This window comes from Acinetobacter sp. H1(2024) (assembly GCF_046557555.1).
Classification (GTDB): Bacteria; Pseudomonadota; Gammaproteobacteria; order Pseudomonadales; family Moraxellaceae; genus Acinetobacter; species Acinetobacter seifertii.
The window spans coordinates 320,383-333,047 of record NZ_JBKGFO010000002.1 but is presented as its reverse complement, the minus strand read 5'-3'; the positions used below and the strand labels follow the sequence as shown (position 1 = coordinate 333,047).

Below are 12,665 nucleotides of genomic sequence, written 5' to 3'. Positions count from 1 at the left end.
CATACCCGCTAATGATTGCATCATTAAATGAGTATGCAAATACACTTCAGTTTTGGGCACAAAACGCGGCAGGTCGAATCATTACAGATGTAGCACTACGTGACGAGAAAACTTGGCTTATTTACGCTAAGGATCTTTCGCGCGGTGTGCGTGAACAAATCCGTAATACCGATACTGGAGCCGTATATCAGCAGCTTTTAAATGACCAGGTGAGGTTAATCACATCATTGCCATTAGGAGCAGCTCAGCGCATACAGGACTTATCCACTCGATCACTTATTGAGGGTGCTCGATCAAGTGAAATAGCTGGCTTAATTATGGCAACTGGACATGTCACAAAGTCCAGAGCAAATACAATTGCGCGTACTGAGGTTAGCCGAGCATCATGCGTATTTACTCAAGCTAGAGCCGAGAATCTTGGATCCGAGGGTTATATCTGGCGTACCAGCGAAGACGGCGATGTTAGGCAGAGTCACAAGGAAATGAATGGAAAATTTGTTGCTTGGGAAAATCCACCAACCTTAGATGGAATGGAAGGTCATGCGGGGTGCTTACCTAACTGCCGATGTTATCCTGAGCCAGTGATTCCTGAGGATTAATACATGATTAATTGGATTGAGATAAATAAAGACCAGCTTCCAATGAGTGATGATGCTGTTTTGGTTAAGACAAGCAAGAACAATATCTATTCTGCATATTTAGATTTAGAACATGTGCCAGAGGATGAGACGGTTTGGAAGCGTACGTGGCTTAGCAATTTAAACTCAGCAGAAATTGAAGATTACTTAGATGTTGATGAAGTTTTAACACACTGGTCTGTTATGCCGATTTAACTAATTAAAGATTACTTAACCACCTTCGGGTGGTTTTTTATTGCCGAGAAAAAACTATGAACATCCAAGACATTCGACTAGAGCTAGTTAAGCAAGCAATGGATATAGGTGTGCATCCTGAAGAAATTCCGGGGTTGGTAGATCCATTAGCTGAGTTTGTAGAAAGTGGTTTAAAAAGACAAAAACCGTGTGATTTCAAGGATTATGAGCAGATATATATCAATGAATTGCTAAAAAAACTTCATCAACATTTTGGAGAGAAAAATATAACCGCCGTTGAAATTGCAAGGAATGGCTCTTTAAGGATTTATGTTTCATGCCAACATATCACAATTGGCATTCAACATTTTTTTGCAGACTCAGAAAATTACCCGGATTTCTTTCGAGGGCGTGAGTTAGTTTTCTTTCATGCGCCACCTAAAAAACCATAGGTGAACCATGTTTAAAAAGAAAACTAAATCAAAGGCCACGGTAGATAGATCTAATTTCTACACTACTGGCCAAATTGGGCGGACACGGGAAATCACTCCTGAAGGTTATTTACTTTGTCGAGAGGTGCCATTAGCTCGGATTGGTAAATTGCTTTATAGCGATGGTGAGGTGCCAGTTACCGCTGATAACTCTGGCCTAATAATTATTGAACGTGGTGAGGATGTTTTATTCGATCCACGTACGATCGCTAGTTTCGAAGGAAAATCTGTCACTGATGATCATCCTGAGGATTGGGTAACACCAGAGAATTGGAAGCAACTTACAAATGGAACTGCACACGATGTTCGCCGTGGAGAGGCTGAAAATTCTGATTGTTTGGTGGCGGATCTGCTCATTACAGACAAAGACATGATTGATGCTGTGATGAAAGGAAAGGTTGAGATCTCTTTAGGATATGACGCTGATTACACAGAAATCAGCGTAGGAAAAGGGCTTCAAACAAATATTTTTGGTAATCACATTGCTCTGGTTGATAAGGGGCGTTGTGGGTCGCGTTGTAAAATTGGAGATAGCTTTATGGCTAAAAAGAAAATTAGTTTTGCTGATCGTATCCGCAATCTAGTTAAAACTAAGGATGCAGATGAGGCTGAGAAATTAGCCAAAGCGGTGGAAGATGAAGCGCCAGATATCAAAACCGAAGATGAAGGTGATGATGATGGTGATGAAGGTGGCCAGACAACTGACGCCGCTATCAATCTTCAAATTCTAAAAACCCTCAAAACTATGGATGCTCGATTGGTGGCTTTGGAGAAGAAGAAAAAAACCAAAGATTCGGATGATTCTGAAAAGAAAACTGAAGATGAAGATGGTGATGAAGACGGCGAAGGTAAGAAAACCGAAGACGATATTTTGGAAGCTGAACAAGCTCAAAAGTTATCTGAACAAGGTATTCAAAACCATACTGGTGACTCCCTTCAGGAAGTTTTATCACGTGCAGAAGTGTTAGTACCTGGCTTTAAATTGCCAACTTTCGACAGTGCTAATAATGGACAAGCCGTCTTAAACACTAAGCGTAATGTACTTAAACAGGCCTATGCTACAGAAGATGGACAAAAAGTTTTAGCGCCATTTGTTGGTGCAAATCCAAACTTTGACACTATGCCAATTCATACGGTCGATGCTGCATTTATTGGGGCATCCGAGCTAATCAAGCAAAAAAACAACTCCGCGGGCATTCGTTCAGGCATTTCAACTCGTGATTTTGGTCGAGCACCAATTACACCGGCTGAAATTAACAAACGAAACCGTGAACATTGGGCAAACAAAGGAAATTAATAAATGGGTAATGCATATCTATATCGTATGCCTTCAGGCATTCCAGGTGATATTTCACGTAAAGCACACTCCACAGTTGAAGCGCACATTCTTAAGGGCAGTTTTGGGGCCTTCGGTATTTTTGGAAAGCGCACATCTGATGGTGTTGTTCCGTTGGAACCAACTGATACAGCAGCCGATATTTACGGGTTGATTGTTCGTTCATATCCAACTCAATCGGCAGTTAATGGAATGGGTGCAGCAACTCCTCAGGCCGGCATCATTAATGATGTTATGCGCCGTGGTTATATGACTGTTAAATGCACCGCTGGTACCGCAAAAACAGCCGGTAAAGTTTATGTGCGTGTGGCCTCTGGATCTGAGCTTAAGCCTATTGGTGGTATTGAAGCAGTAGCTGATGGTGTAAACACTATCGAACTAAAAAATGCCATGTTTATGCATGATGCTGATGCACAAAACAACGTGGAAATTTCCTACAACATTTAAATTTAATTTGACGTAAATCATGGCGCTATATGCGTCTTTTTTTACGCCTGGAGATTATAAGAATATGCGTAAACTTCTCTTAGCTATGACCATGACTCAAGCAGTAGCAATGGGGCGACCAATTCGAGCACGTACCCGTGACACTGGCACAATGCATACTTTCGATACACGTACGATCGATAGTACTGGTGCATTTCTCTTGGGTGAATTGGAACGTTTAGACCAAACGTTGCATGAACCATTAGCAAATATTACCTGGGGCCGTGACATTGACTTGCGCTCTGATGTGTCAATTGCTGATGAAATGTCATCATTCACAAACTCACAGTTTGCTGCTGCTGGTGGTCCTTCACCTACAGGTAAGTCTTGGATCGGTAAAAATACTGATGCCATCGCCGGTATTGCTTTAGATATTGGTAAGACTGCTCAGCCTCTTAGCTTATGGGGTATGGAAGTTAGCTACACCATCCCAGAGTTAGAGTCTGCACGTGCCGTAGGTCGTTCTGTAGATGATCAAAAATTCAAAGGTATGAACCTGAAATATCAAATGGATATTGATGAACAGGTATATATCGGTGATGACACTCTTGGCGTTGAAGGTCTATTAAACTCTTCAAAAGTTGGTGCAACCAACGTAAATAAAAACTGGAAAACTGCTACACCTCAAGAAATTCTAGATGACGTAAACCTTATCTTGAATAACGCATGGGTAGCTTCTGGTTTTGCTGTTTGCCCTGACAAGCTTTTATTGCCACCTGTTCAATTTAGCTTCTTAACCTCACGTGTTGTAAGTGATGCGGGGAACATCTCTATTCTTGAGTTCTTAAAGCTCAATAGCTTGAGTAATTCAGTGAATGGACGCCCGTTAAACATCCAGCCATCAAAGTGGTGTGTTAAGCGTGGTGTTGGTGGTACAGACCGTATGTTGACGTATACACAATCAGAAGATCGTGTACGTTTCCCTCTGGTACCGTTGCAACGTACTCCAATTGAATTCCGCGGCATCCGTCAAATTACAACCTACTTCGGTCGTTTAGGTGTTGTTGAATGGGTTTATCCAGAAACAGCTTATTACGCTGATGGCCTATAAGGGGGCAGCATGTCAAAGTTAGTAAAAATTCTTTTAGGTAAGCAACTAACAGTAAACCTTGGTCGAGATGAACAAGGTGAAGCTAAAACAGTAGTTTTGCAAGAAGGTCTTCAGGAAGTGGAAGAAGAGATCGCCAAACACTGGTTTGTAGCTGCTCATGCTCAAGAGATCCCAGAAAGTTCAGCTTATTCAAGTGAACTAGAAAACTTGATCCAGCAAAAGGATGAAGAGATTGCAGCGATGCAAATTCAAATTGATGAAGCTGGAAAGCAAATCCTTAAGCATGACGAGGAAATGAAAGCTAAGAACAAAGAGCTTAGTGATCTTAAAATCCAATCTGCTAAGGATCTTCAAGCTCAAGCGGCCGAATCAAAAGATGCCCTTGATCAAGCTCAAAAGGTGATTAAAGAGCGTGATGCTGAAATCACTAAGTTAAAAGCTGACTTGGCCAAAGTAACACCGGCAAAAGAGCCAGCAAAAGATAAAGACGCGCCAAAGGAAACCTAACGAATGATCAGTGAATCCTCTTTTCGGGAAGAAATGCCGGCTTTTGCTGATACAACGCAATATCCGTCATTTCAGTTTAATTTCTATTTAAACCTTGGGAAAAAATTGCTTCGTGAGGAACGTTGGGAGGATATGCTTGATTATGGATTAACACTGTTCATAGCTCATTATCTTACGCTTTACAGACGCACCATGAATGCTGCAAGCATTGGTGGTGATGCTGGAAAGATCGTAGGTAATGAGACTTCTAAAGCAGTGGATAGCGTTTCTAAATCCATGGATGTTTCAGGCGTACTTATTGCTGAAGCTGGACACTGGAACCAAACAACTTTCGGTGTTCAGTTTTATCAGTTAATGATGATGGCAGGGGCGGGAGGCATCCAGCTATGAGCAGCGGTGTTAAATCTAGTGGCATAGGCCTAGCTGACATTTTCCAAACGATAGCTGAGTTATCGCAAATGGATGTATTAGTAGGCATCCCCCATGGTGAGGCTAGAACCGATGGCGATGGCCTAACCAATGCGCAAATTGGCTACCTTCAGGAAACTGGTTCACCATCTCAAAACATTCCTGAGCGACCTTTTCTCGTGCCTGGTGTTGAAGAAGTTCAAGAGCCGGTCGGCGATAAACTTGTTCAAGCAGTTGATGCTGGCATGACTGGTAACCGTCAAAAAATGATGAAGTTACTCGAATCCGCTGGAATGATTGCTATGAATTCGGTTCGGGCATATTTCGTCAATGGTGAGTTTGCACCATTATCTTTGGCCACAATCCGAGCACGTGCACGCCGTGGGCGTAAAGGTGCTAAGAAGTATCTTAAGCAGCTTGAATCGGGACCAGCCGAATCTGGTCTAGTTCGGCCGTTAATCGATACAGGTGAGCTTAGAAAGTCGGTTACTTATGTAATCATGAAAAAGGATCAGGAGATTAAACGTGCCTCAACTTGATGTCTCAGATGTTCTCTTAGATCCTGACTTTATGTACACAGGCATTATTTGCAAGCGTACAGAAGTCATCGTGGGGAATAACGGCCGATCGCAAGAGACGACTACCACAACACCTTTTAACGGTGTCGTAACTACAAATAACGGCCTCAACATGGACCGCCGACCAGATGGCACCTTAATCAAAGGTGCTATCAATATTCACACACAGTTCGCTTTAACTTCAGGCGATGCAAAAAACAAAGCCGATGAGATTACTTGGAAGGGTAAAACCTACATTGTGTCTCAAGTGCTGGACAATTTGCATTATGGCCAAGGTTTCATAAAAGCAATTTGCGAACTCAAGCCGCTGGGGTAATTCATGGGTGACTCTGCTTCAGGGGGATATATTACCCCTAGTGGCGGATCTGCTTATGACCAAGACCTTGAAGACATTTTCCAAGCTTTCATTGTTGGGGTTACTTCTTTACCCGGTGATATGGTTCGGCCTCGCTTTCAAAGAGATCCGCCACCATTTCCCGAAATTGGTGAGGATTGGTGCGCCTTCGCCGTAAAGAATATTAAACCTGATGATGGGCCTTACTTCGATCAGAAAGACGAAACAATGGATTCAATTCGACATGAAGAATTGACGCTATTTTTATCGTTCTATGGCGACCATGGCCAATCGATCGCAAATACCCTCAAAGATGGTCTAAGCATTCCGCAAAACATCGCGCAACTCAAAGCGCAAAAAATCAAATTTATCAAGGTGGGTGAGATCATCACCGCGCCTGACTTTCTCAATAATCAGTATGTACATCGATATGACCTAACCGCTGTCTTTAAGCGGAAAACATCACGCACGTTTGCTGTTAAGTCGTTTGTAGATGCTGGAACAATTAAACATTCTCAGGAGTAATCCATGACATTGCCCATTTCTAATGTCGTAAATGTCAGCATTAGCCTTGCTGCATTGGCGGCGGGACCGCGCTCATTTGGTTCTCTTTTAATTCTCGGAACAACCAGCGGTGTTATTGATGTTATTGAGCGCATGCGCCCATATTCAAGCATTACTGAAGTTGGTGAGGATTACGGCGTAGATGATCCAGAGTATAAAGCTGCATTAGTTTATTTCAGTCAATCACCTAAGCCACGTACGTTGTATATCGGTTACTGGCATAAAGAAGGCGCAGATGCGGAAACAATTCAGCAAGTCGTTCAAACATGCCTTAAATCGCTTAAATGGTACGGTCTTGCAATTGCTGCAAACTTAACAGAACAAGAAGTTTTGGACGTTTCAGCCTTGATCGAAGCGGCTGATCCTTCACGCTTATTCGGTTATACATCGCAAGATGAAAATTGCTTAAGCGCAACGAGCACTACCGATATTCCATATAAGCTTAAAGCTAAGAAATATCGCCGTACGTTCACCGTATTCTCAAGTGACAACCCTTATGCTGCGGTGTCGGTATTTGGCCGCGCCTTCACTGTGAATTTCTTGGGTACTAACACCACGATTACTTTGAAGTTTAAACAGCTTCCGGGTATTGCTGCAGAAGATCTCGATACAGGTGAAGCTAAAGCATTAGCGGCTAAAAATTGCAATGTATTCGCTGGATACAACAATGACACAGCCATTTTTCAAGAAGGCGTCATGGCAGATGGTACCTTCTTTGATGAGATCCACGGTCTGGATTGGTACCAAAACCATTTAGAGACAGCACTTTTTAATCTCTACTACACCAATACAACCAAGATCCCGCAAACAGGTGCAGGCGTTAATCGTCAATGTGCAGTACTTGAAAGAGCATGTCAGCAAGGTGTTACCAATGGCTTGCTTGGCCCTGGTCGATGGAATGGTGACAGTTTTGGCGTGCTTTCAACAGGTGACTACTTAAGCAAGGCCTTTTATGTCTTTGCCAATAGTCTTGATGATCAGCCTCAATCAGAGCGTGAGGCTCGAAAGTCGCCAGTCTTCCAAATCGCAAGCAAATTAGCAGGTGCAACACACTTTGCTGATGTTCTTGTAGCTGTAAATCGTTAAGGAGTAATACGTGAGTACATATTCTTTTATGGACATCCATTGCACTTTAACGAGTGATGATGCGGTGATCGACCTGGGTTATGGTGCGGCTATTGCAGATGAAGGCATTACCATTTCCATGGCTGGTGATAAAAACTCAATGCTTGTCGGGGCAGATGGCAAAGGCATGCATTCTTTACATGCTGACAACTCTGGACAGGTGACAATTAGCCTTCTTAAAACTTCCCCAACAAATGCCAAGTTAATGAACCTTTATAACTTGCAGAAATCAAACACTAAAAAATGGGGTAAAAACACCATCACTTTGAACAATGAAGGGTCTGGTGACAACGCTACTGCTGAATTATGTGCATTTAAAAAGATTCCAGATCTTAAAAATGCAAAAGATGGCGGCACGGTAGAGTGGGTCTTTGATTCAATCCAGATTGAAGAGCAACTAGGTACATACGAATAAGGTTTTTGATAATGGAAATTAATGGAATTGAATACACAATCGGCCGCTTAAATGCGGTCGATCAGTTTCACGTATCCCGAAAAATTGCACCCATCGTACCTAAGCTAATGCCGATCATTGCTGAGGTTGCGAAAGGTGATTTAACAAAAGCTATTGCAGCCATTGAGGCAAATGAAGAAAAGATCAAAAAGGCTGAGGAATCGAGTGAAGTTGAGAAGATTACTCAAGAACCTGAAGCTATTCCAGATCTTGACGACCTTACTCCTCTGGCAGATGCATTCTCTCCTTTAATGGAAGTGTTTGCTTCAATGCCTGAAGAAGATGTCAATTTCATAATTTATAAGTGTTTAAGCGTCGTTAAACGTGGTGGTGCCGTGGTTTGCCGCAATAACTCAATTATGTTCGATAACCTTGGTATGACGGAGCTATTGCCTTTAGTCATTGCAACGATTCGGATTAATCTCGGAAATTTTATTCTAGGGTTGCTTACTCAGGCATCGAGCATGCAGAAGCAACCTCAATAAACTTTAAAAGCTTGCCAGATGAGTCTGATTGGCTCATGCGGCCAGTCATTAAAGGCATGTGCAAATACGAATCTTTAATTAATGGGAAGCTAGATCTAGCTGATATAGCACTCATGAATGACGCACTCGACGTAGTAGCAGATAATGAATATCTGCTTAACCAGGAGCGCGAAAGAAAAAATAAATAATGGTGGTCCCATGGCTAAAAATGGTGTTATTCGAGACTTTTTGGTTTCACTTGGATTTGATACAGATAATTCAGGTCTAGCGAATATGAAAAGTGCCATGGATGGCATTGAGTGGAAAGCTAAGGCGTTAAACGGTGCTTTGATGGCTTTGGCTACTGGTGCAGTAGTTGCGGTGCGTCAAACGGCGAGTGAGCTTGATAAGTTATATTTTTCGTCTCAGCGTATTGGTGCCAGTGTCACTAACATAAATGCCTATGGGAATGCCATTGCTCAGCTTGGCGGTAGTGCAGATGGAGCTATAGGGTCTTTAGAGTCCCTTGCAGAGAAGATCCGAAATTCACCAGGCTATGAAGGCCAACTTAAGAGCCTTGGTGTAAGTACTCGTGATGCAAACGGCGCTATGCGTGACCGTGTAGAAGTAATGAAGGATCTAAGCGGCGTACTAGCTAAAATGCCAGCTTACCAAGCTAATGCTTATGCAAACTCTCTTGGTATCGATCAAAAAACTATGTTGGCCATGCGGGATGGTAAATTCATCTCGAACATGGAGAAATACCAGAAGATCCAAAAAGAACTCGGTATGAATGATGACCTGGCTAAGTCAGGTAATGAGTTCATGACTGAATACCGTGATCTAACAATGATGACGAAAACAGGTTTTCAAGTCATTGTTATGCAAGCTGGTAAAGCGCTTATTCCGATCTTGAGATTGCTTAATCAGTTAATTCAAGCGGGCATTCATGCTTTTTCACAGTTGAACCCGCAAATTAAAGAAGGTCTAGCAATCGGCCTACGCTTTGCAATGTTGGCCTTAATGTTTAGCGCTATGGCCAAGTCTTTAGGTCTGGTGCTCAAATTTATTCCAGCACTGAAAACCTTTATTGGATTGCTGAAGTTATTCAGACTAGCTTTTCTCGCTTCACCGATAGGTATCATTCTGGCCTTAGGTGCGGCACTAGCCTTGCTCTATGATGACTATAAAACTTGGCGTGAAGGCGGTAAATCCTTATTTGACTGGTCTAAGTGGACTAATGGCATTGATACGATTATCAACAAGATCAAAGATTTTCTAGATATTCTCAACAAGGTTAAAGATAAAACGGTTGAGTTTGTTCAGAAGATTATTAAGGATCCAGCCGGAGCACTTAAGGAAGTCGCAACGGAAGTACAGCAAGGCGTACAAAATGCTAAGCAGGCTGTACAGAATTATGTGAATCCTTCTGATCCAAATAAAACTACACCAACGCAAGAAAAAGTAGCTAGCACTACACAGGCTGTTAAGAGTGCAATTGAGCAGAGTGTTGCAGTTGCTGCGGGAGTCGCAAGGGCTACAGTTGAGGCGGTGAAAGGGACTGTGTCTGAATCATTTGGTAGTTCGGTTAGTGGTATGAATGGTTCCATATTACACCTATCAAAACAAGATATTGAGGATCTTGTAAAGGTTACTTCTACTGAAGTTGTTGGATCTTTGAAGGGTGAAGCTTTTACCAAACAAACTCAGGGCGTTGTAGATACAATCCTTAATCGTGTAGCTTCAGGTAAGTGGGGGAATTCAGTTCGGGATGTAGCAAATGCTCGACGCCAATTTAGCAAAATAACGGGTCCGAAATCTTATAAAACAAAAGACGGTAAGACTATTAAACTTAATCCTTATGGGAGTGTGCAAAATATGCCAAATAAGGATGTTAACCCAAGAGTGAGAGCCGAAGTTCTAGCATATCTGGAGGAAAGATCCAAAGGGAAATCTTCAATTGTTGGTGAGCACTTAAATTATGCAAATCCATATTCTTCAGACAAAAAAAATAGAAAGGCTTGGGTAGATGCTTTTTATGCGAAGGCACAAAAAGAAAATATGGTATTTGGATCCGGTAAGGCGGTACATGGACATGGTACAACCAATGATTTAATTAAATTCAAACCTAAACCCTTTAAGCTCTCAATTCGGGATAATAAGTTGCCAAGTAATATTGGTATATCATCAAATGATAATATCTCAACGTTTGCTCCCCCTTCAGGCAATCCCCATAAATCACAGATAAATAACTCAAATGCTATGACAGCAAGTAGTGTAGTTATTAATCAAACTTATCAAACTGATATGACGATTAATGGAGCATCAAGCCCAATAGATTCAGCTAATGCAGTTAAACGTCAACAAGAGAATGCGCTGACGTTTATGGCGAGAGGAGCAAAAGGTGTTTTGGTTGGTTAGTTGAGCTGATTTTTTAAAAAGCTAATTCTCTGCTCTATTAATTCAGCTTGGCATGCTAAATCATAGGCAACTTGACCAGAACTATAACCAGCATCTGCTACGGTAAAGTCACCACATTGCAAATCTTTATACTTTAACCAAGCTTTCTGAGCATTATCTAACTCTTGCTTAGCATCGGTTTGTTTGTAGAGTTTTGCATATGTCGTATTCAAATCTTTTTTGAGTTGTGTAATTTCACTAGATAAACATTGCTGAATGTCGTGTGAGGTCTTTGGGTTGTTACAATCAGCAAAAACTTCAACACTAAAAAAAGATATTGCAGCAAAAAGGAGTATTTTCTTCATTGGACATCCTTAAGGGATAAGTTGATTTCTATTTGCTTTAGGTTATCAAGGTTTAGATTTGGACACCATTCACAGCCATTCTTGATGGCTTGAGCAAAAATTTGCTCCTTCATCGTAAGCTCTTGGTTAGGAATGATTTTGTAGTAAGTCTGCTGTGTTAGCACAATCCTACATGGATGTATCCAATAAGAATTATCATTTTTAATGAAGTTATTGGAAATGCTGCAGCAGTACTTTTGGGGTTCCTTTGCAAGTTGGCTTTCTAAAATACAAGTTAAGGTGTTGTTTAAATCAAATGGGTTTTTTTCTACGCCGTTTATTAAGGCATAAACTCCCTTCCAACTACTTATATATTTTGAAAGTGCTAAAGCTGTTTTGATTTGTTCTGGTACAAATTCAAATCCTGCAAAGTAGTGATCTTTATTAAATAAATTACTTTCACAATAGAATTTAGCTGATTGAGCGATCCTTAAAGCGAATGGGAAAAACTCGGATTTCGATTTTGGGAAAACAAATATAAGTATGTTTTTATAGCTCTCATCAAAAGGTTGAACTGTCTGATTAGGCGAAATATGTAGTGGTAATAACATGATTATATTTTTCGGATCTTTGACTTAATTATAACTAGTTTTTTTCAAGGTGAAATATGGCAATAGGAACATTACTTAATGGTGCCCTAGGGTCAGGCGTGGCCATATCAAATTCTGAAATTGTAGGTTCGCTTTTATTATCTGGCCGTGGTCGTACGATTATGGGGCTTTTTGCAGATGTAACTATCGAAGAAAAGCATAAGGATGAACACAAGATTACTGAACATCCCACGGAAGTAGGCGCATCTATTTCAGACCATGCATATAGCGAACCACCAGAACTAACGATGAAAGTGGGTTGGTCGGAAAGTGCCGGAACTTTAAATGGGTTTTTAGGTAATACAATTCTTGGGGGTAATACTAGCTTAAGCATTGTTTATCAAACGCTACTACAGTTAAAGGATAGAAGCGTTCCGCTAATTATCTCAACTGGAAAGCGGTTACATACAAACATGCTTATTAAGTCGCTTGGATGCACTACCGATCTTCAAACTGAAAATGTTTTGATGATTGATATTTCATTCAAAAAAGTACTGATTGTCAGTACAGAAACTGCGTTAGTCGCTATTGAAAATCAAGCAAGTCCTGAAGCAACAGCCGCGGTCAGCAACGGCGGTACAGTTCAATTAAAACCAACCAATCAATCTCTTTTAAGCTCAGGTACAGATTTCTTTAAGTCGGTTTTATTGGGTAATTGATT

The 12,665-nt window shown here is 41.3% G+C and carries 19 protein-coding genes; 17 read left to right on the top strand and 2 right to left on the bottom strand.

The window, feature by feature from the left end:
• The first annotated feature begins 11 nt into the window (after positions 1–11).
• The 16 genes from ACLCEG_RS07275 to ACLCEG_RS07200 all read left to right on the top strand — a co-directional run bounded on the left by ACLCEG_RS07275 (position 12) and on the right by ACLCEG_RS07200 (position 11,031).
• Positions 12–599, top strand: coding sequence for a phage minor head protein (locus tag ACLCEG_RS07275; RefSeq protein ID WP_410566877.1), 588 nt, complete (start codon positions 12–14; stop codon positions 597–599).
• 3 nt (positions 600–602) lie between these two features.
• Positions 603–833, top strand: a complete 231-nt coding sequence (locus tag ACLCEG_RS07270; RefSeq protein ID WP_077164640.1) for a hypothetical protein — start codon at positions 603–605, stop codon at positions 831–833.
• A gap of 56 nt (positions 834–889) precedes the next feature.
• Positions 890–1,264, top strand: a complete 375-nt coding sequence (locus ACLCEG_RS07265) for a hypothetical protein (RefSeq protein WP_077164641.1) — start codon at positions 890–892, stop codon at positions 1,262–1,264.
• Positions 1,265–1,271: 7 nt separating this feature from the next.
• Complete coding sequence (locus tag ACLCEG_RS07260; protein WP_410566875.1) at positions 1,272–2,600, top strand: DUF2213 domain-containing protein; 1,329 nt, start codon at positions 1,272–1,274, stop codon at positions 2,598–2,600.
• A 3-nt stretch (positions 2,601–2,603) separates the two neighbouring features.
• Entirely contained in the window at positions 2,604–3,086 is a 483-nt protein-coding gene (locus ACLCEG_RS07255; RefSeq protein WP_410566873.1) for a hypothetical protein, read from the top strand.
• A 64-nt stretch (positions 3,087–3,150) separates the two neighbouring features.
• Entirely contained in the window at positions 3,151–4,176 is a 1,026-nt protein-coding gene (locus ACLCEG_RS07250; RefSeq protein WP_410566871.1) for a DUF2184 domain-containing protein, read from the top strand.
• Between the two features lie 9 nt (positions 4,177–4,185).
• On the top strand, positions 4,186–4,683 hold the full coding sequence (locus ACLCEG_RS07245) for a hypothetical protein (RefSeq protein ID WP_410566869.1): 498 nt from the start codon (positions 4,186–4,188) through the stop codon (positions 4,681–4,683).
• Positions 4,684–4,686: 3 nt separating this feature from the next.
• Positions 4,687–5,073 carry a DUF4054 domain-containing protein gene (locus tag ACLCEG_RS07240; RefSeq protein ID WP_410566867.1) on the top strand — a complete coding sequence of 129 codons (387 nt, stop codon included), beginning with the start codon at positions 4,687–4,689 and terminating at the stop codon, positions 5,071–5,073.
• Entirely contained in the window at positions 5,070–5,630 is a 561-nt protein-coding gene (locus ACLCEG_RS07235; RefSeq protein ID WP_410566865.1) for a hypothetical protein, read from the top strand. Before ACLCEG_RS07240 ends, ACLCEG_RS07235 begins: the two co-directional genes overlap by 4 nt.
• Positions 5,617–5,985, top strand: a complete 369-nt coding sequence (locus ACLCEG_RS07230; RefSeq protein WP_410566863.1) for a hypothetical protein — start codon at positions 5,617–5,619, stop codon at positions 5,983–5,985. The genes ACLCEG_RS07235 and ACLCEG_RS07230 overlap by 14 nt, the downstream gene beginning before the upstream one ends.
• A 3-nt stretch (positions 5,986–5,988) precedes the next feature.
• Entirely contained in the window at positions 5,989–6,528 is a 540-nt protein-coding gene (locus ACLCEG_RS07225) for an LIC_12616 family protein (protein WP_410566861.1), read from the top strand.
• Between the two features lie 3 nt (positions 6,529–6,531).
• Positions 6,532–7,653 carry a DUF3383 family protein gene (locus ACLCEG_RS07220; RefSeq protein WP_410566859.1) on the top strand — a complete coding sequence of 374 codons (1,122 nt, stop codon included), beginning with the start codon at positions 6,532–6,534 and terminating at the stop codon, positions 7,651–7,653.
• Between the two features lie 10 nt (positions 7,654–7,663).
• A complete protein-coding gene (locus ACLCEG_RS07215) occupies positions 7,664–8,107 on the top strand; it encodes a phage structural protein (RefSeq protein WP_410566857.1) in 444 nt (147 codons plus the stop codon).
• 11 nt (positions 8,108–8,118) lie between these two features.
• Positions 8,119–8,631 (top strand): phage tail assembly chaperone, encoded by a 513-nt coding sequence (locus ACLCEG_RS07210; protein WP_044422983.1) that lies wholly within the window; start codon positions 8,119–8,121, stop codon positions 8,629–8,631.
• A 35-nt stretch (positions 8,632–8,666) separates the two neighbouring features.
• Complete coding sequence (locus ACLCEG_RS07205) at positions 8,667–8,819, top strand: DUF6889 family protein (protein ID WP_373456841.1); 153 nt, start codon at positions 8,667–8,669, stop codon at positions 8,817–8,819.
• A gap of 10 nt (positions 8,820–8,829) precedes the next feature.
• Positions 8,830–11,031 carry a phage tail tape measure protein gene (locus ACLCEG_RS07200; protein WP_410566854.1) on the top strand — a complete coding sequence of 734 codons (2,202 nt, stop codon included), beginning with the start codon at positions 8,830–8,832 and terminating at the stop codon, positions 11,029–11,031.
• Here ACLCEG_RS07200 and ACLCEG_RS07195 read toward each other — a convergent pair.
• Together ACLCEG_RS07195 and ACLCEG_RS07190 are read right to left on the bottom strand one after the other, a co-directional pair.
• A complete protein-coding gene (locus ACLCEG_RS07195; RefSeq protein ID WP_410566852.1) occupies positions 11,028–11,375 on the bottom strand; it encodes a lysozyme inhibitor LprI family protein in 348 nt (115 codons plus the stop codon). The two genes, ACLCEG_RS07200 and ACLCEG_RS07195, sit on opposite strands and share 4 nt — an antisense overlap.
• Positions 11,372–11,965, bottom strand: a complete 594-nt coding sequence (locus tag ACLCEG_RS07190; protein WP_410566850.1) for a hypothetical protein — start codon at positions 11,963–11,965, stop codon at positions 11,372–11,374. The genes ACLCEG_RS07195 and ACLCEG_RS07190 overlap by 4 nt, the downstream gene beginning before the upstream one ends.
• Before the next feature lie 56 nt (positions 11,966–12,021).
• On the opposite strand from ACLCEG_RS07190, the gene ACLCEG_RS07185 reads away from it, so the two are divergent.
• Complete coding sequence (locus ACLCEG_RS07185; protein WP_410566848.1) at positions 12,022–12,663, top strand: phage baseplate protein; 642 nt, start codon at positions 12,022–12,024, stop codon at positions 12,661–12,663.
• The last annotated feature ends 2 nt before the right edge of the window (positions 12,664–12,665 follow it).

Excerpts from the sequence above, each read along its gene's own strand:
- ACLCEG_RS07245 (WP_410566869.1), top strand. The coding sequence starts at position 4,186 with ATGTCAAAGTTAGTAAAAATTCTTTTAGGTAAGCAACTAACAGTAAAC.
- ACLCEG_RS07255 (WP_410566873.1), top strand. The coding sequence starts at position 2,604 with ATGGGTAATGCATATCTATATCGTATGCCTTCAGGCATTCCAGGTGAT.
- ACLCEG_RS07265 (WP_077164641.1), top strand. The coding sequence starts at position 890 with ATGAACATCCAAGACATTCGACTAGAGCTAGTTAAGCAAGCAATGGAT.
- ACLCEG_RS07210 (WP_044422983.1), top strand. The coding sequence starts at position 8,119 with ATGGAAATTAATGGAATTGAATACACAATCGGCCGCTTAAATGCGGTC.
- ACLCEG_RS07190 (WP_410566850.1), bottom strand. The coding sequence starts at position 11,965 with ATGTTATTACCACTACATATTTCGCCTAATCAGACAGTTCAACCTTTT.
- ACLCEG_RS07240 (WP_410566867.1), top strand. The coding sequence starts at position 4,687 with ATGATCAGTGAATCCTCTTTTCGGGAAGAAATGCCGGCTTTTGCTGAT.
- ACLCEG_RS07200 (WP_410566854.1), top strand. The coding sequence starts at position 8,830 with ATGGCTAAAAATGGTGTTATTCGAGACTTTTTGGTTTCACTTGGATTT.
- ACLCEG_RS07220 (WP_410566859.1), top strand. The coding sequence starts at position 6,532 with ATGACATTGCCCATTTCTAATGTCGTAAATGTCAGCATTAGCCTTGCT.
- ACLCEG_RS07275 (WP_410566877.1), top strand. The coding sequence starts at position 12 with ATGATTGCATCATTAAATGAGTATGCAAATACACTTCAGTTTTGGGCA.
- ACLCEG_RS07235 (WP_410566865.1), top strand. The coding sequence starts at position 5,070 with ATGAGCAGCGGTGTTAAATCTAGTGGCATAGGCCTAGCTGACATTTTC.
- ACLCEG_RS07250 (WP_410566871.1), top strand. The coding sequence starts at position 3,151 with ATGCGTAAACTTCTCTTAGCTATGACCATGACTCAAGCAGTAGCAATG.
- ACLCEG_RS07195 (WP_410566852.1), bottom strand. The coding sequence starts at position 11,375 with ATGAAGAAAATACTCCTTTTTGCTGCAATATCTTTTTTTAGTGTTGAA.
- ACLCEG_RS07185 (WP_410566848.1), top strand. The coding sequence starts at position 12,022 with ATGGCAATAGGAACATTACTTAATGGTGCCCTAGGGTCAGGCGTGGCC.
- ACLCEG_RS07205 (WP_373456841.1), top strand. The coding sequence starts at position 8,667 with ATGCGGCCAGTCATTAAAGGCATGTGCAAATACGAATCTTTAATTAAT.
- ACLCEG_RS07260 (WP_410566875.1), top strand. The coding sequence starts at position 1,272 with ATGTTTAAAAAGAAAACTAAATCAAAGGCCACGGTAGATAGATCTAAT.
- ACLCEG_RS07270 (WP_077164640.1), top strand. The coding sequence starts at position 603 with ATGATTAATTGGATTGAGATAAATAAAGACCAGCTTCCAATGAGTGAT.
- ACLCEG_RS07225 (WP_410566861.1), top strand. The coding sequence starts at position 5,989 with ATGGGTGACTCTGCTTCAGGGGGATATATTACCCCTAGTGGCGGATCT.